The organism is Sphingomonas sp. S-NIH.Pt15_0812, assembly GCF_003951315.1.
GTDB lineage: Bacteria > Pseudomonadota > Alphaproteobacteria > Sphingomonadales > Sphingomonadaceae > Sphingomonas.
In genome coordinates this window covers 176,101-193,151 of sequence record NZ_QLJH01000005.1, presented here as the reverse complement: position 1 = coordinate 193,151, position 17,051 = coordinate 176,101, and the positions used below count along the sequence as shown (strand labels likewise).

Below are 17,051 nucleotides of genomic sequence, written 5' to 3'. Positions count from 1 at the left end.
GCTGTTGGCGGATTGCAAACGCCTAGGAGGCCTGTCTAAACGGGTCAACATGGCTGCCTCTGCCCCCTCCGCCCAGTTTCTCCGCGAGCCCGAATTGCGGCGTGGACTCGAACTCCTGTATTTCGGCCACAGCCACCTGACCCGGTCGATCGACCGCGGGCTGGCGGCCGAGGGCCTGGGTCGAGCGCATCACCGTGCACTCTACTTCATCGCGCGCAAGCCCGATCTGACGGTCAGCGCGCTGCTGGCGCTGCTGGCCATCACCAAACAGTCGCTCGGCCGCGTGCTGACCGAGCTGACCCAGCGCGGCCTGGTCGAGATCCGCCCCGGCGAGCGCGACCGGCGGCAGCGCCTGTTGCGCCTGACCGAAAGCGGCTCGGCGATGGAGAGCACCTTGTTCGATGCGGTGCGCGAACGCATGTCCGCCGCCTATTCGCGCGCCGGGCAGGAGGCGGTCGCCGGGTACTGGATGGTGCTGGAGGGGATGATCCCCGATTCCGAACGCCTGCTGGTGGAAGCGCTCCGAGACTAGGAGCGCGCCGGGGGGGAGGATGTCCCCCCGGTCACGCCATGATCAGTGGGCGTCGCCGGCCGCACGCTGTTCGGCGGCGCGCTTGGTCAGCGTCGCCAGCGTCTCGTCGAACCGACCCTCGCGCTCCGCCTGGCGGAGGAACTGGACCTCGTCGACCAGGATTTCCTTCGGGGTCGGCTGCTGCGCGAATTGCGCGACGACCGCATCGGCGAACGCCTCCAGCGGCATATAGCCGGGGCGGTTGGCCTGTCCGGGCGTCAGGTCGGTCTGGACGCCAGGCGGGGCCAGTTCGATGATCTCCACCTTGCCGTCCAACTGGGTGCGCAGCGACAGGGTATAGGAGTGGATCGCCGCCTTGGTCGCCGAATAGGTCGGCGCGGCGACCAGCGGCACGAAGGCGAGGCCGGAGGTGACGTTGACGATCGTCGCGTCCGGCTGGCCGCTCAGATGATCGATCAGCGCGTTGGTCAGGCGGATCGGGCCGAGCACGTTGATCGCCAGCGTGGCGTCCGCGTCGGACAGGTCGCGGCGGCCGGTCAGATCCTCGAACTTCATGATGCCGGCATTGTTGAACAGGACGTTGAGCGCCGGGAAGTCGGCGACGATCCGCTCGGCAAAGGCGTCAACCGCCGCAGCGTCCTCGACGTCGAGTGTGACGGTGTGGATACGCTCCCGGCCAGCTGCCGCGCGGTCCAGCGCGTCCTGGCGGCGGCCGGCGATGATGACGGTGTCGCCGCGATCGTGGAAACGGTGGGCGAGCGCTTCGCCGATGCCGCTGCCGCCGCCGGTCATCAAAATGGTGTTGCCACTGGTCTTCATGGTCGACGGCTCCGGGTGGTGCAGGGGATGGTCGTCAGAATGATCGGCATGGCGGATCGTTCACCCGCGCGGTCATCCCGGCGCGTGGAGCGTCTCGGCCTCGACCGCGCCGATCGCCGCCGTCATCGCTTCGAGCGAACCGAACTGGAAGCCGAGCTGCGATGTATAGGCCGCGCACATCGCGATCCGATCGGCGCGGTCGGCGGCGTCCAATGGGTGCTGATATCGCACCGGTTCGGCCGGGCGGGTCGTCGCGCGGGTGAGATAGGGCCAGTCTTCCCAGAGCAGGACCGGGCGGCCGATCGCCGCCAGGGCATCGCGGACCAGCCAATGGTCGACATGGTCGCCGACCGCCAGCGGGCCGAGCAGAAGGTCCGGCCGCAGGCTCTGAAGATGTTCGTCCAGCGTCGTGGCGAGGGGGCCGAGCATCCCATCCTCCTCGCGCCGAGGACCGAACAGTTCGGGCGCGCTGGCATAACCGCGATGCGGAGCCTCCAGCAGGGGCAGGTGGATGGCGTCCGCACCGATGACCGCGCAGGCGGCCCGATCCTCGGCCCGGCGCAGGGCCATATAGTCGACGTCCGGCGCCAGTCCCTTGTCGAGCTGGCAGGCGAGCGCGAAGCCGGTCGGCCGTGCGACATTGCCGGTGAAGCAGGTCAGGATCGTGATCCGGTCGCCGGCCCGAGCCCGCGCGGCGAGAAGTCCGCCGACTGAGAAGGCGGCATCGTCGAGATGCGGCGAGATCGCGACGACATGGCTCATAACAGATGCGGCTCCGCACGAAACCGGCAGGGGGTGATCGGGATGGACGCGGGGATGCCGGTCGCGGGCTTCGTGCCCTGCAACTGCTGGTAAATCTCCATGATCTGCCGCCCGACGCCATGCCAGCTATAGGTCCGGCGGCATTCGGCCAGCCCCGCCTCGGCCAGACGCTGGCGCAACCCGGTGTCGGTGACGATCCGGGTCAGCGCGCCGCTCAGCGCCGCGACATCGCCGGGGTCGACGAGCAGGCCGTTCTCGAGATCGCGGATGCAATCGACCACGCCGACCGACCGGCAGGACAGGATCGCCTGTCCGCTCGCCATGGCTTCGAGGATCGTGTTGGAGAAGCCCTCGGCATAGGTAGGCGAGACGAAGACGTCGTGCGCGCGGTAGAGGTCCGGCACCCGGTCATATTCCGCATAGCCGCTGAAGCGAACGCGACCATGGAGGCCCAGTTCGCCGGTCAGCGCCTGTGCGGCGTCCATATCGGGGCCGATGCCAGAGATGGTGCAGGTCCAGTCGCCCTCGACCGCGACGAGCGCGTGGAGCATGTCGAGCACGCCCTTCCGACGGTCGACCCGGCCATGATAGAAAAGGCGCACCGGCCCCTCGGCCCGCGCTTTGCCGGGCGTGAAGCGGTCGGTATCCACCGCGCCCGGCACGATCGTGAACCGGTCCATGGGCGTGCCGAGACGGTCGTGCACTTCCCGTGCGAAGCTGTCGCCACCGATCAGCGAAGCGCCGGCATGATCCAGCACCCGTTCCATCGCGATCCGGTGGGTGTCGCAACAGGAGCCGACCCAATGGCCGTCGCCGCCCTGGATCGACACGACGCACGGCACGCCCAGCGATTGCGCCGCGAGCACCGTCGCCCAGCCGGTCGGATAGCCATATTGCGCATGAAGGATATCGAAGGGCTGGCGGGCATGTTCGGCGGCGATCGTCGCGATCATCGCCTCGACATCACGCTCGAAGTCGCCATCGGCCTGTTCGCCCAGCGCCTCCAGCCCGATGACCTGGACGCCCGGCACCGCCGGCGGCGGACCGCCGCCATAGACGCGGGCGCGCGCCGGATCGCCGTAATATTGGCTCACCATGGTCACGTCATGACCCGCCGCCGCCAGCTGGCGGAGCAGGTTGATCGCATAGATCGACATGCCCGAGATGGCGGGGAAGAAACGACGGGAGACGAAGCAGATCCTCATGCCGCGATCCGGCGCAGATAGGCGATCGATTCCGGAATGGCGGCGTGCGCGCGCGGGCTCTCGCGCGACAGCTCGACGCAGACCAGCCGGGTGAAGCCGATATCCTCCAGCGCCGCCAGCACTGCGGGCATGTCCATGTCCCCTTCGCCGAAGGGCAGGTGGCTATGGTCGCCCCGCCGCATATCCTCGATCGCGACGGTGCCGATCCGGTCGGCCTGGTCGCGGATCGCCTGCGCCGGGTCGATATCCTGCGTGACCAGGCAATGGCCGGTGTCGAGCGCCAGGCGCAGGCGCGGGTGGCGCTCGGCCAGCGTCGCATAGTCGCCCACCGTCTCGATCAACATGCCCGGCTCGGGCTCGAAGCTGGCTTCCACCCCGACCGCCTCGGCATGATCGAGGACGCGCGCCAGTCCGTCGTCAAGCCATGCAAGCGCCGCCTCGCGATCAATGCCGGGCTTGGGAACGCCGGCCCAGAAGGACATGGTCTCGCTGCCTAGTCGTGCTGCCACGTCGAGCGCGCGACACAGGAAGGCGACGCGGCGGTCGCGCCCCTCGGCGGCGGCGGTCACCAGCGTCGGCTCGTGCTTGGCGCGCGGGTCGAGCAGATAGCGCGCGCCGGTCTCGATCACGCTGCCAAGACGTAGCCGGTCGAGCAGGGCGGCCACCCGGTCCGCCTCGCGCTCCCAGCTGGGGGCAAAGGGATCGAGATGATGGTGATCCAGCGTCAGCGCGACGCCGGCATAGCCGGCATCGGCGATCAGGTGCAGCGCGTCGTCCAACCGGTGATTGGCGGCGCCGTTGGTGTTGTAGGCATAGCGCAACGTCATGCCACGGCCTCCGCGCGTTGCTGTGCACGGTGGGCGACATGATGCGCCTCCGGCTCGCGATACAGGGGGTAGAGCGGCCCGACCAGCTGGTCCGCCGCCACCGTGTCGAACAAGGGGTGACCCAGCCGCACGGCATCGCCGGCCGGCAGGCGGATGCGGCGCAGTTCGTCCGTCTCGTCGCCGAAGCGGATCAACGGCGAGTCCATCGCCAGCAGCTTCTCGGTATTGCGCGTGCCGATCCGGTAATAGCTCATCGTCTCCACCTCCATGCCGGGGACGATCACCTTGACCACGCTGACCGCGCGGTCGGGCGGGGACATGTCGACATAGAGGATGTCGAAGCCCGCCTGCTCCACCGCCGCGCGGGCAGTGGCGGCGCGGGCATGGCCGTCCGCCGCGGGGGCGCTGGGCAGGGCGGAGAAGGCGTGGCTGGAGTGCTCCGACAACACGCTGTCGGCCAGCCAGCCGCGCAGGGTCGCCGCGTCGCGCCCGGTCCAGTCGCGCATCGCGTCGAAGGCACGCGGGTCGCTCGACTTGGCGGCGCCGCCCGCCTGCGCCATGAACCGCTCGACATAGCCCTGCGGCGCGACCTGCGCGACCAGGTCGGCGGGGCCATGGGCGAAGGCCTTGCGCGCGCGGCTGGCGGCATATTCGGTCAGGCACTTGTCGAGCGCGGCGGCGCGATCGGCATGACAGGCCTCGCCGCATCCCGTCACCATGATCGGCGCGGCCGGTGGCGCCCGCTCATCGACGCCGACGCAATAGAGGTTGGGCAGGCCATATTGGTCGGTCGCGAACTTCGGCATCGCGCGGATGCCGGCGGCGTCGAACCGGTCGAGAATGGCACGCGTCGAGGCGGGCAGGGCGATATCCAGGTCGAGCGTCACGCCCTGGTCGAGCGCGCGGAACAACAGGCCGTTGCCGTCCCGCTGGAGGATCTCGCACAAGCCGTGTCCGATCGCCCAGTCTAGATCGGGCCCCGCGCCCATGCCGTTGGAGATGATCGTCGTGAACGGCCGATAGCCGGGCGACAATTCCTTCGACGAATAGGCGGCGAGATCGATGGGGACGAGGACGGTCGATCCGTCCGCCCAGCGCTTCGCCTCGACCCAGTCGAGCATCGTGTCCCAGCCGACCGGCGATCCGGCGGGCAGGCACAGGGTCAGCGGATCGGCCACCGACCGCGCGCCCAAGGTGCGGACCAGATCGGCATAGCTGCCCCGCGTCTTGCTCCGCTGCCCGAGCGTCAGCGTCGGCCAGACCATTTCGGCGATCTCGCCCAGGCCACCCAGCACCGCTGCTTCATCGGTCGCGCCGTAACCGACGCCATAGGGCATGATGCCGGCCAGCGCCGCGTCCTCCGGGAACAGCGCCACCACCCAGACGGGCAGGTCCAGCCGGTCGAGCGGATGGATGGGAAAGGCGACCACTTCGCCCTTGGGAAAGGCATCGAGATAGGCACGGGCGGCAGCGCCGAGTCCGGTGGGAAGGCCTGAATTCATAGCGGCATCCTCTTCACGCCCGGCGCGCGCGCCAGGCCATCATCCAGCGCGGCGAGCGCGACCGCGCGGTCCACCTCCGGCGCATATTCGAACGGCGTCAGCACCGCGTCGAAGTCGAGCGTGGCGACCACGGCGCGATAGCCGCGCAGCTCGTCATGGGTCAGCGGGATGTCCTTGTGAAACGCCTTGTGGCTGGAGATGGCGTGGCTGCGTCCCTCCGCATCCTGGTCGATCTTGAACATGTCGCCGCAGAACAGCCGGCGGCCGGGCGCGTCGTGCAGGCAGGCCTGCCCCTCATAATGGCCGCCGACATGATGGAGCGTGTAGCCGGGGGCGAGCTCCAGCCGGTCGTCATAGGGGGCGGTGACGCGGAACGCCTTGGTCATGCGCAGGTCGTCGCGCTGGATCGCGACCACCGGCGGGTCGAAGCGCCGCTGGAGCTGGAACAGTGCGCCATAGCCATGCGCATGGCTGGCGGCGAGGAAGGTGACGCCGCCCAGCGCGGCGATCCGGTCCAGCATCGCGTCCGAATAATAGGGTGCGGCCTCGAAGGCGATGTTGCCGCCTTCGCGAACGATCAGCCAGCCGGTGCCGGCCAGGCCCAGCGCCGGGCGGGTGGTGAAGGCCCAGAGGCCGGGCGCGACTTCGCGACCGTCACCGTCATGCGTGGCGGCGACCTCCGCCTCGGGCAGGAAATGCCAGCCATCCTCCGGCAGGTCGTTGCGCACATCGGTGCAGACCGGGCAGTCGGGCGGCGCGAAATGGCGCTGCCAGAAACCGCAATTCGCGCAGGCGAACCAGCTTAGAGGCATGAGCGGGCATCCTGGTAAGCCTGGTCGAACAGGCGCATCAGCGCGAGGTCGCGTGACAGGGAGAAATCATGCGGCCGCCCCTGCGCCGCCGCCATGAACGCGGCGGCCTGTGCGGCGAAGGGCGAGGTGTCGGCGTCGAAGGCGATCGCGGTCTCCACGCCGGTCGCGGCGCAGCGCCGCACCAGCGCGCCGCCGGCGGTCTGGCCCATCGTGTCGGTCGCGACCAGCAGGCCATGCTCGCCCAGCACCTCCAGCCGCCGCCGGGGCAGAACCTCCGCGCAATTATAGGCGACATGGCTCTGGAACAGCACGCCCGAGGCGGTGCGGCCCGACAGCATCCCGCCATCGTCGACCGGATAGGCATGGATGCGCCGCTGCAACTGGATCGACAGCGCGGCGAGCGGTTCGTCGAGCAGGCGTTCGCTGAGGTCGAGACCATGGAGCGCGAGGTCGATCACCGCGCCGCCGCCCGCCCGCACCGGATCGGCGCGCCAATTGTCATGCGCGCCGCCATCGGGGCTCCAGGCCGGATCGACCCAGCAGGCATAGACGATCCGCACCGCCACGGGGCGGCCGATCGCTCCGTCGGCGATGGCGTGCTTCATCGCGACATGCGCCGGATGATGCCGCTGGTCGAAGGCCGTTCCGTAGAGCAGGTCGCCCGATACGGCCGCCGCCATCGCCTCCGCCTGCTCGAGCGTGGCGGCGATCGGCTTTTCGCACAGTACCGGCACACCCGCCGCGGCGCAGGCCCGCACCGGCGCGACATGCGCGTCGTTGGGCGTGGCCACATAGACGAGGTCGCACAGCCCGGCGGCGAGCATCGCCTCCGCATCGGCAAAGGCGGCGAGGCCATCCGCCTGCGGATGGGCGCGGGCGGCGGGGGAGGAGTCGGCGATCGCCGTCACCGTTCCGCCCGCCGCGACGATGCCCGGCATCATGTAGTCGCGCGCCACCCAGCCGAAGCCGACGATCCCCCAGCGCATCACCATCGCTCCGGCAGGTCGACCAGACGGCGCAGGCGCCTATCCGTCGGGGGAGCGAAAGGCAGGGTGTCGTCGGCCATCGCCCAGAAGCAGCCGGCACCATATTCGTCGCGATACCGCTCGGAGGGCCATGTCACGGTGCCATTGCCCAGCAACGGGTTGGGACGTAGCCTCGCCCCCTCCGCCGGCATCGTCAGTCCGCCCGATACGGCGCGCGGACTTCCACCGCCTTCCACGAGCGACCAGGCCTCGATGCCCGGATCGGGCGTCCAGCCGGCCGGGGTCGGCATGGTTTCCGTCATCAGCGCGGTCAGCAGCGTGCGTTCGTCATAGACGGTGGCGGCCGGGAACAGGGCGGCCCATTCCTCGACCGGGCGCGCGGGCCCTTTCGCCCCACTCGTCACGGCGCTGTTATGGACATGACTGACCGCCATCACGCCGCCCGGCGCGGTCAGGTCGCGCAAGGCGGCAGCGACACGCGGCTGGTCCGGTAGGAAGTAGAAGGCGTCATGGCACATCACCAGGTCGAAACGGCGGCCGGCCACCGGCCATGTGCCTGCCGCGTCGAACACGACATAATCGGCCTGGGGCGCAACCCAATGTTTGGCCAGCCAGCATTTGGCGAACACCACGTCCGCGCCGGTGCAGGCGACGCCATACGCGGTCAATTCACGCAAATAATGACCGATGCCGCAGGCCAGTTCGAACGCCTGGCCCGGCGCGGTCCAATGCGCCTCGACCAGCGCGAGCCCCGCCAGATAGGTCGGGTCGCTCCAGCGATAGGCGAAATAATCCGCGACCGGCCCCAGGCGCAGCAACGCCATCGCGTCGCGCAGGCTCAGCCGATCGCGGTCGCGGACCAGCGTCTTCAACTCGGACAGGTCGGTCGCGGGGCCGGTCCACCATGCGTCCTGGTCGGTCAGCAGCGCGACCAAGGCATCGTCGGGACAACCGGCATCGAGATGGTCGAGCGCCACCCGGACCAGCCCCTCGCTGTCCGTGCGCAGATAGGGGATGCCGTCCACCACCGGCCAGCGCTCGCCCGGCGCGACCAGCGAATGCGGCGTATCGGCCCGGAGCGGCCGGCCGGTCAGGGGCGAGGACAGGATCACGTCAGTCCCGCGTCGTGCAGGATGCGATCGTGGAACGCCTTGACGGGACCGTCATGCACCAGTCCGTAATCGTCCAGCACCACCGCCATCGTCAGCTGTGCGGCGCGACCATGCTGCTCGATCTCCAGCACCCGGTCCAGCACGTCGCCGACATGGAAGGCGCGCGCCTCCGGCGTCGCGTCGCCGGCGATGGGAGACAGGGCCGCGCGTACCCGGTCCGCCAGTGCGGCATTCGCCCGCTCCAGTTCGTCCAGGCTGGCCTGCCGCGCCGCTGCGATCACGTCGTCCAGCAGGTCGCCGAGCAGCATCTCGCCCGAATAACCGCTATCGGCCATGTCGGCATTGTGCAGGTGATGCGCCATGCCGGCCAGGAAGACCGCCACCGGGTCTGCGCCGTGCCAGGGACTGGCCATCACGCCGTAGACCGCCACCATCAGGCAATGTTCGGCGTGGTTCTCGGCGGGTTGCAGCATGATCCGGGGCTTGCCCGGACAGGTCACGCCTGCGCGCGGCTGCCGGGCGAGCTTGCCGACGAAGCCGGGGGTATCGCCCATCGCCGGCCGGCCGAGCGGCAGGGCGGTGCGCAGATCGTCGCGCAGTTCCGGGGCGAGATCCCCCGTCACCTCGTCGAACGCCCGCTCCAGCACCTCGGTCGCTCGGTCGCCCAGGCCGAGCGCGGCCAGCGTCGCCAGGTCGAGATCGCCCAGCCGCGCCGACACCAATGCCGACGCCACCACCTGCCGCATCACCTGCGCGGGGTCGTCGCCCCGCACCAGCGCCGCCCAGCCGGCGACGAACAAGCGCTCTGCGACCGATCCCGGCGCCTTGGCCGAATAGATGCGCTTCAGGTCACCCAGTTCGCGGAAGAAGGGGAGGGCGGCGGGCGACAAAGCCCCGCTCACGCGTGGCCGCCGTCCAGCCAGTCGTCCAGGATGCGCTGCTGTTCGGGCACCGCATGAACCGGGTCGTGGGGACCGCTGGTCTGCGGCAGCTTGAAGAACAGACCCATCTGCTCCTGCACGCCGCCTTGCCCGCGCTGCTGCGCGAGGTCGAGGCAGCGGGCGATCTCGATCGCCAACGGCGCGGCCAGGATCGAGTCCTTGCACAGGAAGTTGAGCTTCAACTGCATCTTCTGACCCATGAAACCGGTCAGGTCGATATTGTCCCAGGCTTCCTTGTCGTCGCCGCGAGGGCGGTAATAATGGATCATCACGATATGATCCTCGACCGGATAGCCCAGGATCGAGTTGAGCACGCTGCCCTTGGTGCCGAGCTTCGACTGCAGGGACTTGGGATCATCGAGCGCCAGTCCGTCGGAATTGCCGAGGATGTTGGTCGAGAACCAGCCATCGACATGCAGCGCGCGGTCGCGCAGCGCGGGGGCGATCACCGTCTTCATGAAGGTCTGGCCGGTCTTGCCATCCTTGCCCGCCACCGGCACGTTGCGCTCGGCCGCCATTTCGGCGAGCGGCGCGATATCCGCCGCAACCGAGGGGGTGAAATTGGCATAGGGGGTGCCGACATCGATCGCGGCATAGGCATAGAGCATCGCCGGGCTGATCGCCGCGTCGTCGCTGTCCAGCCCCCGTTCGAACGCCGCGCGCGACTGGAGCGCGGCATCATCGGCATGGGGCACGCGCTCGGTCGAGGCGAGGTTGACGACGACGACCCGGTCGAGCTGCTTCTCCTCGGTGAAGCGGCGCAGATCGTCCTGGATCTGGCGGATGGCGGCGCGGTGGCCGGTCGCCATCTTGTTGCTGCCATCGATATTGGCGCAATAGCCGGTCGAGCCAGCCGCCTTCCACGCCCGCATGTCGTTGAGCGCGGCGGCACCGTCGGCCAGTTCCTTCTCGCCGATCACGCCGTGGCGCAGCGCGAGCGTACCCAGCGACTCGTCCGCCAGATCCCAGCCGCCGAATTCCATGTTCCGATAGGCGACCATGCCGGCCACGTCGCGGTCCGCAAGTGGCAACCCGTCCAGGCTGTTCGATCCCGCCTTGATCATCTCGATCCCGGCAATGGCGGTCGTCGCGACCGCGCCTCCGACGCCGACAATCGCCACGCCCAAACGTTCTGCCATATTCCAGATCCCCGCCCATGTGGTCCGCTTTGGACCGTATCGAGGGGGCAATGATGCAGCGTCGGCGAAGGTTTCCGGTTTTTTCAGATAGTCGTTAAAATGAGGCTATAGCTGTGACCTAGGTTCTTTCGGTTCCGTAACGGAGTGACCTATGTCATCGCCGGCGTCGGCATCTCCATCGCGCCAACCGGCGGCAACCAGTCGACCGCGATCTCGCGGTGCCGGTCACGGAAGTCGACCAGCGTTGCCAGTCGCTCGATGTCGTTGATGCGGATGAGACGTCCGTCCCGCTCGACCAGCCCGGTCGCCTCCAGCGCCTTGAGCGAACGGTTGACATGCGTCTTGGTCAGCCCGACCGCGTCGCCCAGGTCCTTCTGCGTCAGCGGCAGCTCGAACGAGCCGCCCTCCAGGCCATCGACGACGCGCAGCCGCGACCAGATGTCGAGCAACAGCGTCGCGATGCGCGTGAAGCCGTCGGTTTTGCTGACCGAGGTCAGCCGGTCGGCCATCGCCACCTGTTCCGATGCGGCGATGGCGAACAGCAGCGCCCCGATGCGCGGATGGGTGCGGAAGATCCGACCGAACACCTCCTTGGGCATTTCAAACAGGGTCACGTCGCTGACCGCCTGCAAGGTCGCGGCGCTACGCCCCCAGGCGATCGAGAAGGTCGTGGTGATATCGCCGACGAAATAGAAGCGCAGGATCTGCCGTTCGCCGTCCTTCAACAGGGTCGAGCCATGCAACCAGCCGCTCGACACGATATAGAGGCTGTCGGTCGCCTCGCCTTCGTGGATGACGATGTCGCGCGCGCGGAAACTTTTTTCCCGCCGTTCCAGCCAGCGGATCGCTTCGCGTTCCGAAAAGGTCAGATCCAGGTGATGCGACAGACGCGCTTCGAGGGGGCTAATCGGCATGAGGGCCAGAACGTCCTGAACGATCACGATTTCCCTGCAATGCCGTCGTCGCTGCCGTCACGATCGACATAAGTCGTAACAAGACACGCTATTAATCAGATGATTAGCACTTGTGACCCCGGTCACCGCGCGCGATAGCTCGGTCAAACAGGCGGTCCGGGAGGGATGATGACGCGCATCGGAACCATCGCAGCGGGGGCGCTGCTTGTCGCCGCATCGCCCGCCGTGGCGCAGACGGCGACACCGGTGCCGCATCTGGAACACCGAAACGGTCGCCACGCGCTGATCGTCGATGGCGCGCCGTTCCTGATGCTGGCGGGGCAGGTCAATAATTCCAGCAACTATGCGGTCGCCTTGCCGCAGGTCTGGCCGGTGTTGGACCGCATCCATGCCAACACCGTCGAGATCCCGGTCGCCTGGCAACAGATCGAGCCGCGCGAAGGGCAGTTCGACTTCGGCTTCGTGCAGACCCTGCTCGACCAGGCGCGGACGCATGACAAGCGCGTCGTCCTCCTGTGGTTCGGCACCTGGAAGAACACCTCGCCCGGCTACACGCCCGACTGGGTAAAGCTGGACAATCGCCGCTTCCCCCGGATGAAGGACAGGAGCGGCAAGGACCATGACGTCCTGACCCCCATGGCGAAGGCGACGATGGAGGCCGACCGGCGCGCCTTCGTCGCGCTGATGACCTATCTGCGCGATCACGATCCGCAGAACACCGTCATCATGGTCCAGCCGGAGAACGAGGTCGGCAGCTATCGCAACCCGCGCGACTATAGCGCCGCCGCCACTGGCGAATTCGCCAGGCCGATCCCGGCGGCCCTCGCCCGCAAGCTCGGCAAGTCCGGGACATGGACGCAAGCCTTCGGCGCACAGGCCGACCGGGCGTTCAACACCTGGTACACCGCGCGGTTCGTCGACGCGATCGCCGCAGCGGGCAAGGCGGTGAAGCCGCTGCCCATGTACGTCAACGCCGCGCTCGCGGGTCCGTCCAACGTGCCGGACCCGAACGGCGTCGCCAGCGGCGGTCCGCAGCAGGACATGCTCGACATCTGGAAGGCGGCGGCCCCCTCGATCGATTTCGCCGCGCCCGATCTCTATGACAAGGCGAGCAAGAATGTCGATCTCTATCTCGACGCCTATCGCCGGCCCGACAATGCGCTGATGGTGCCGGAGATCGGCAATGCGCGCAGCTTCGCCCGTTATTTCTATGCGGCGATCGGGCGCGGGGCGATCGGCTTTTCGCCCTTCGGGATGGACGATACCGGCTATTTCAACTTCCCGCTCGGTGCGACCGCGCTGGACGCGGCGACGCTGGATGCCTTTGCGAAACCCTATGGGGTGTTCGCTGGGATGCAGCGCGAATGGGCGCTGATCGCCTTCGAGCATCCGACCTGGGGGGCGGCCAAGCCCGATGACGATGCGCCGGCAACGACCATCATGGGCGAGTGGTCGATCACCGCGAGCTGGGGCGAGTGGCAGTTCGGCCTGAAGAGCTGGAGCTGGCTGAAGTCGGACCCGGCGCCCTGGGGCAAGGAGCCGATCGGCGGCGTCGCGGTCGCGCAACTCTCGCCCGACGAATTCCTGCTCACCGGCGACCATGTCCGCGTCACGTTCGGCACGCGGCCCGGCGGCCCGGCGAGCGGCCTGGTGGTGAAGGTGGAGGAGGGGCATTTCGACCAGGGGCGCTGGGTCATGGAGCGCCTCTGGAATGGCGACCAGACCGATTACGGCATCAACCTGATCGACCGGCCGACCATCTTGAAAGTGACGATGGGGCGCTATCGCTGATCTCGGGGCCGCGATCCGACGTCGGATGCCTCGGGCGGGTCGAGGAACATGTCAGCGCGCGGGGCGGGGCGATGGCCGGATCGCCCCGCCATCATGATGGCTTGATGAAATTCCGGTAAGCCGTCCATCGAACATTGATCCTGCGGCGTCGCGCCTCATCTTCGGCATCGTCGAAGGAGAATGGAATGACGCCGGACGAACGCCAGTTGCTCACGCGGTTCCTGCAGGATCTGGCTTATGCCAGGGGCGTGCCCAAGGATCAGGAGGCCGATGGCATGATCCGCCAGACGCTCGGCGGCAATTCCGATGCAGGCTATTGGCTGGTGCAGCACGCGATCGTCGCGGACCAGTCGCTGCACGCCGCGCAAGCCCGCATCGCCGAGCTGGAAGGCGAGCTTCGCGAGATGACCTATCGCGTCGCGCCGCCGGCCGCCGCATCCAGCTTCCTGCCCCCGCAACAGAGCCAGGCCTCGCCCTGGGGGCAGCCGGCGCAGCCGAGTTATGCGCCGCCGCAGCCCGATTATGCCTCCGTGCCGCCGCAGCAGCGTCCCGGCCTGTTCTCCGCGCAAAGCGGGCTCGGCAGCTTCCTGCGTAATGCCGGCACCACGGCGGCGGGCGTCGCCGGAGGCGAGATGCTGTTCAGCGGCCTGTCCGACATGTTCGGCCGCCATAATGGCGGTGGCGGTATGTTCGGCGGCGGGCAGGGCTTTGTCGATCAGCCCGAAGAGACCATCGTCAACAACTATTACGACGACGGCAACGATGGCGGCAATGACGGCAGCGACGACCGCGACAATTATTGAGGACTGACCGGATCGGCACAGGGGCGTCAGACGGTGACGCTCCCCGTGTTGATCGTCCCCCTTTGCCGTCGCTTTCCGATCGCAAGAGCGAGTAAACCAGGTCGATCAGCGCGCCGGGCGCAGCCAGCCGGCGAACCCGCCCTGCGCGCGCAGGGGGACCTTGATGGAGCCGTTCGACCGGACCATGCGCTCCGTCCGGTCGTAGGTATCGGTCCGCGCCGCATCGTCGGCGAACGACAGGAGCGACCAGTCACCCTTGCCGAGGAAGCGCAGGTCGATCGTCAACGATCTCGCCGATGAGCCGTTGATGACCGCGACGAACCATTGACGGCCACGCCGTCGGGCAAAGCCCGCCAGCGTGCCGGGATCGCTGCCCGGCAGGACGATGGTCTCGTCATAGACCGCGGGGACCGCCTTCAGCAGGTCGACCGCCGGGTTCGCCAGATAGGTGCGTGGATGGCCGCCGAACGAGAGATAGGGGGAGGTGAAGATGATCGCCTGCGCCAGTTCGTGCGACCAGCTGTTGCCCTGCAATTCCTCCGGCTCGAACACCGTCGGCGTATAGTCGCCCGGCCCGACGATATAGCGGGTGAAGGGGATGATGGTGTCGTGGTCGGCGGGCAGCACCCGCTTGTACCGGGTGATCTGCCATTCATGACCCCGCACCGCCTCCCGCGTCAGGATGTTGGGCCAGGTCCGTTCGGTGCCCGTGGGCTTCACCGCGCCGTGATAGTCGACCATCAGCCTGTCGGCCGCGGCATCGCGTGCGAAATCCTCATACCATTGCGTCCAGACATGGTCGGGATGCCCAGGGAAATCGACCTTCACGCCGACGATGCCCATAGCCGCGTAGCGACGCAGCGTGGCGCGGCGCTGCGCCGGCTCGACCATCTCCTTGCTGTCGACCCAGATCCAGATGCCGACACCCTGCGACCGGGCGTATCTCACCGTGTCCGCCAGCGTGTCCCATGGGCGCTTCCAAGCGGCCCAACCCTCGTCGACCAGATAATATTCGTAGCCGAGCTGCCGGGTCCAATCGACCCATTGATGCTGGTCCGCCTCCAGCGGCGCGCCGATGGCGAGCCACTGCCAGCTCGACCGGCCCGGTCGGATCCATGGCGCGGCGGCGAGCGCGGGCGAGGGAGGCGGGTTGAGGTTCTGGATCAGCGTCGTGTTGACCAGGCCGGTCAGGTCGCGCGCGACGATCGTCACCCGCCACGGCTGGACGACCGCCCTGTCGGTGCGCCAACCCTTGGGATCGGCATAGAGATCGCCCGTCAGCCGCCCACTGGCATCCGGCGTGATCGACATGTCGCCATAGCCGGCCGTGGCGGCCTCGCTGATCGTGACCCAATAGCGGTCGACCTTGGCCGTCAGGGGCAGGCCGAGCGGCTCGCCGGCCAGTTCGCCTAGCGTCTTCTTCTCGTAGATCGCCTCATAGCCGGGATCCCGCGGCGTCACCCAGACGCGCGGATCGGCGGCGGCAAGCGTCCAGCCCGAATGATCCGCCTCGATCCTCCGGCCGGCTTTGGCGGGCAGGCGCAGGCGGACGCCGACCCCGTCATTTGCGACGCGAACATCCGCCTCGAACGTCGTGCCATGGGTGGTGAGCGACACATGCGCGATGGTGCTGCGGTCGATCGCCGCGGCCTTGGCGCCGAAGAAGCGGTAGCGGCTGTCGGTCCTGTCGCGGCGAACGGCGCCGATGGACGCACCATCGCCCAGTTCGATGCCATCCACCCGCATTCGGAGCGGTGACGGGTCGAGGATCGGCCGTCCATCGATGGCGACGCGGTAGGACAGGTGGCCGCCGTCGTCCGCCAGTAGCGCCTGCACCTTGCCATCGGGACTGGTGACCTGCACGGTCTTGGCCTGCGCGGCGCCAATAGGCGTGATCCCCGCGATACAGGTCAGGGCCAGGCCGCAGACGCCAGGGAAGAGCCGCGATCCCCGGCCTGTCGATCGTCCCATCCCCATTCCTCCCATGATCATGGATCGGAGGCACGACCGGGATGCGATCGCTACTCTCGCCCTTTGGATTTGAACGTGGAAGGTCGCTCTGACGCTTGCAAGTCAAATCGGCTTGGCCGGCAAGTGTTCTGCCAGGCAGGTGCCGTAGCATGGGGGCATTTGACGTACCGTAACACCGTCGACTGGCCGACCCCATGGGCGCGCCATCGATAAGCGCCCGGATGCGACGGGATGCCGGGTAATCCGATCCACATCAGGGACCCATGCGCGGAGGATGCTATGCTCGCCCTCCCGGACAATTCAAGGAGCGCATGGCGGTCGTCATGCGACAGATGCATGGCTCGTTTCATTCTCAAGCTCCGGAACAGCCCGGAGGCCACGAAGAGCATCGAGTGCGTCGATCTCGGCGAGGCGCGCAACGAGGCGGTACGCCATCTGGGACGCTACCTGTCCGACCATCCGGGCTTTGTCGATGAGGGACATTGGCAGCTCGATATCGAGAACAGCGTCGGTCAGTCCCTGGCCCATATCATCGTGGCGACCGTCATTCCCCGATCGTCGCCGATTCGGACCGATCTAACCGCGAATGAGCCCGGATTAGGTTAAATCGCTTTAAACAAGGGAAATTAGTGGAACGGCCAGTGGCCGTGCGGATTGGCAGCGCACAGAAGCGGAGACGAACGGTGAGCGCGGTCAATTGGAGGGCGGAGACGATGCTTCTCCTTCGGCATTCGGACGATGCGACGCGGAGCAAGCGGGTCGACCGCGGACGCCTGAGCGAGATGGTCGGCCGTGCCCTGGCCTGGGACGAGCGCGAGCGCCACCGGCTCTACATCCAATATGTCGACAGCGCCGAGATGATCCCCTTTGGCAACATGACGATGCTGGCGCGGCGATCGGATTTCCCGATCACGATCTGACCACCGCGCCGATCG

At 67.8% G+C, this 17,051-nt stretch carries 17 protein-coding genes; 5 read left to right on the top strand and 12 right to left on the bottom strand.

The features are described 5' to 3' along the window. Positions 1–49: 49 nt before the first annotated feature. Entirely contained in the window at positions 50–532 is a 483-nt protein-coding gene (locus BRX43_RS05510) for a helix-turn-helix domain-containing protein (RefSeq protein ID WP_125993851.1), read from the top strand. A 42-nt stretch (positions 533–574) separates the two neighbouring features. Here BRX43_RS05510 and BRX43_RS05505 read toward each other — a convergent pair whose 3' ends face one another. The 11 genes from BRX43_RS05505 to BRX43_RS05455 form a co-directional block, all read right to left on the bottom strand. Then, positions 575–1,351, bottom strand: a complete 777-nt coding sequence (locus tag BRX43_RS05505; protein WP_125993850.1) for an SDR family oxidoreductase — start codon at positions 1,349–1,351, stop codon at positions 575–577. A 72-nt stretch (positions 1,352–1,423) separates the two neighbouring features. Then, a complete protein-coding gene (locus tag BRX43_RS05500) occupies positions 1,424–2,113 on the bottom strand; it encodes a PIG-L family deacetylase (RefSeq protein WP_125993849.1) in 690 nt (229 codons plus the stop codon). Further along, positions 2,110–3,318 (bottom strand): glycosyltransferase family 4 protein, encoded by a 1,209-nt coding sequence (locus tag BRX43_RS05495; protein WP_125993848.1) that lies wholly within the window; start codon positions 3,316–3,318, stop codon positions 2,110–2,112. The genes BRX43_RS05500 and BRX43_RS05495 overlap by 4 nt, the downstream gene beginning before the upstream one ends. Further along, positions 3,315–4,145, bottom strand: a complete 831-nt coding sequence (locus BRX43_RS05490) for a sugar phosphate isomerase/epimerase family protein (protein ID WP_125993847.1) — start codon at positions 4,143–4,145, stop codon at positions 3,315–3,317. Before BRX43_RS05490 ends, BRX43_RS05495 begins: the two co-directional genes overlap by 4 nt. Beyond that, a complete protein-coding gene (locus tag BRX43_RS05485; RefSeq protein ID WP_125993846.1) occupies positions 4,142–5,647 on the bottom strand; it encodes a YcaO-like family protein in 1,506 nt (501 codons plus the stop codon). Before BRX43_RS05485 ends, BRX43_RS05490 begins: the two co-directional genes overlap by 4 nt. After that, positions 5,644–6,459 carry a hypothetical protein gene (locus tag BRX43_RS05480; protein WP_125993845.1) on the bottom strand — a complete coding sequence of 272 codons (816 nt, stop codon included), beginning with the start codon at positions 6,457–6,459 and terminating at the stop codon, positions 5,644–5,646. The genes BRX43_RS05485 and BRX43_RS05480 overlap by 4 nt, the downstream gene beginning before the upstream one ends. Further along, positions 6,450–7,445 carry a Gfo/Idh/MocA family oxidoreductase gene (locus BRX43_RS05475; RefSeq protein ID WP_241214790.1) on the bottom strand — a complete coding sequence of 332 codons (996 nt, stop codon included), beginning with the start codon at positions 7,443–7,445 and terminating at the stop codon, positions 6,450–6,452. Before BRX43_RS05475 ends, BRX43_RS05480 begins: the two co-directional genes overlap by 10 nt. After that, positions 7,445–8,557 carry a methyltransferase domain-containing protein gene (locus BRX43_RS05470; RefSeq protein ID WP_125993843.1) on the bottom strand — a complete coding sequence of 371 codons (1,113 nt, stop codon included), beginning with the start codon at positions 8,555–8,557 and terminating at the stop codon, positions 7,445–7,447. Before BRX43_RS05470 ends, BRX43_RS05475 begins: the two co-directional genes overlap by 1 nt. Further along, the gene (locus BRX43_RS05465; RefSeq protein ID WP_125993842.1) at positions 8,554–9,459 is read right to left on the bottom strand and encodes a hypothetical protein; all 906 of its coding nucleotides are present in this window, start codon (positions 9,457–9,459) and stop codon (positions 8,554–8,556) included. Before BRX43_RS05465 ends, BRX43_RS05470 begins: the two co-directional genes overlap by 4 nt. Continuing rightward, the gene (locus tag BRX43_RS05460) at positions 9,456–10,637 is read right to left on the bottom strand and encodes an inositol-3-phosphate synthase (RefSeq protein WP_125993841.1); all 1,182 of its coding nucleotides are present in this window, start codon (positions 10,635–10,637) and stop codon (positions 9,456–9,458) included. The genes BRX43_RS05465 and BRX43_RS05460 overlap by 4 nt, the downstream gene beginning before the upstream one ends. Positions 10,638–10,786: 149 nt before the next feature. Further along, positions 10,787–11,551 (bottom strand): Crp/Fnr family transcriptional regulator, encoded by a 765-nt coding sequence (locus BRX43_RS05455; protein ID WP_125993840.1) that lies wholly within the window; start codon positions 11,549–11,551, stop codon positions 10,787–10,789. 168 nt (positions 11,552–11,719) lie between these two features. On the opposite strand from BRX43_RS05455, the gene BRX43_RS05450 reads away from it, so the two are divergent. Next, the gene (locus tag BRX43_RS05450; RefSeq protein WP_125993839.1) at positions 11,720–13,342 is read left to right on the top strand and encodes a DUF5597 domain-containing protein; all 1,623 of its coding nucleotides are present in this window, start codon (positions 11,720–11,722) and stop codon (positions 13,340–13,342) included. Positions 13,343–13,527: 185 nt separating this feature from the next. Further along, on the top strand, positions 13,528–14,145 hold the full coding sequence (locus BRX43_RS05445; protein WP_125993838.1) for a DUF2076 domain-containing protein: 618 nt from the start codon (positions 13,528–13,530) through the stop codon (positions 14,143–14,145). 105 nt (positions 14,146–14,250) lie between these two features. On the opposite strand, the gene BRX43_RS05440 is transcribed toward BRX43_RS05445, so the two are convergent. Then, positions 14,251–16,116: a glycoside hydrolase family 97 protein gene (locus BRX43_RS05440; RefSeq protein ID WP_125993837.1), complete on the bottom strand. Its 1,866-nt coding sequence runs from the start codon at positions 16,114–16,116 to the stop codon at positions 14,251–14,253. 336 nt (positions 16,117–16,452) lie between these two features. On the opposite strand from BRX43_RS05440, the gene BRX43_RS05435 reads away from it, so the two are divergent. Further along, positions 16,453–16,722, top strand: coding sequence for a hypothetical protein (locus BRX43_RS05435; RefSeq protein WP_125993836.1), 270 nt, complete (start codon positions 16,453–16,455; stop codon positions 16,720–16,722). A 107-nt stretch (positions 16,723–16,829) separates the two neighbouring features. Then, a complete protein-coding gene (locus tag BRX43_RS05430; RefSeq protein ID WP_125993835.1) occupies positions 16,830–17,036 on the top strand; it encodes a hypothetical protein in 207 nt (68 codons plus the stop codon). Positions 17,037–17,051 lie beyond the last annotated feature (15 nt).

Bases quoted from the DNA above. Each gene is read 5' to 3' on its own strand.
- BRX43_RS05510 (WP_125993851.1), top strand. From the start codon at position 50: ATGGCTGCCTCTGCCCCCTCCGCCCAGTTTCTCCGCGAGCCCGAATTG.
- BRX43_RS05505 (WP_125993850.1), bottom strand. From the start codon at position 1,351: ATGAAGACCAGTGGCAACACCATTTTGATGACCGGCGGCGGCAGCGGC.
- BRX43_RS05500 (WP_125993849.1), bottom strand. From the start codon at position 2,113: ATGAGCCATGTCGTCGCGATCTCGCCGCATCTCGACGATGCCGCCTTC.
- BRX43_RS05495 (WP_125993848.1), bottom strand. From the start codon at position 3,318: ATGAGGATCTGCTTCGTCTCCCGTCGTTTCTTCCCCGCCATCTCGGGC.
- BRX43_RS05490 (WP_125993847.1), bottom strand. From the start codon at position 4,145: ATGACGTTGCGCTATGCCTACAACACCAACGGCGCCGCCAATCACCGG.
- BRX43_RS05485 (WP_125993846.1), bottom strand. From the start codon at position 5,647: ATGAATTCAGGCCTTCCCACCGGACTCGGCGCTGCCGCCCGTGCCTAT.
- BRX43_RS05480 (WP_125993845.1), bottom strand. From the start codon at position 6,459: ATGCCTCTAAGCTGGTTCGCCTGCGCGAATTGCGGTTTCTGGCAGCGC.
- BRX43_RS05475 (WP_241214790.1), bottom strand. From the start codon at position 7,445: ATGCGCTGGGGGATCGTCGGCTTCGGCTGGGTGGCGCGCGACTACATG.
- BRX43_RS05460 (WP_125993841.1), bottom strand. From the start codon at position 10,637: ATGGCAGAACGTTTGGGCGTGGCGATTGTCGGCGTCGGAGGCGCGGTC.
- BRX43_RS05455 (WP_125993840.1), bottom strand. From the start codon at position 11,551: ATGCCGATTAGCCCCCTCGAAGCGCGTCTGTCGCATCACCTGGATCTG.
- BRX43_RS05450 (WP_125993839.1), top strand. From the start codon at position 11,720: ATGACGCGCATCGGAACCATCGCAGCGGGGGCGCTGCTTGTCGCCGCA.
- BRX43_RS05445 (WP_125993838.1), top strand. From the start codon at position 13,528: ATGACGCCGGACGAACGCCAGTTGCTCACGCGGTTCCTGCAGGATCTG.
- BRX43_RS05440 (WP_125993837.1), bottom strand. From the start codon at position 16,116: ATGGGACGATCGACAGGCCGGGGATCGCGGCTCTTCCCTGGCGTCTGC.
- BRX43_RS05435 (WP_125993836.1), top strand. From the start codon at position 16,453: ATGGCTCGTTTCATTCTCAAGCTCCGGAACAGCCCGGAGGCCACGAAG.
- BRX43_RS05430 (WP_125993835.1), top strand. From the start codon at position 16,830: ATGCTTCTCCTTCGGCATTCGGACGATGCGACGCGGAGCAAGCGGGTC.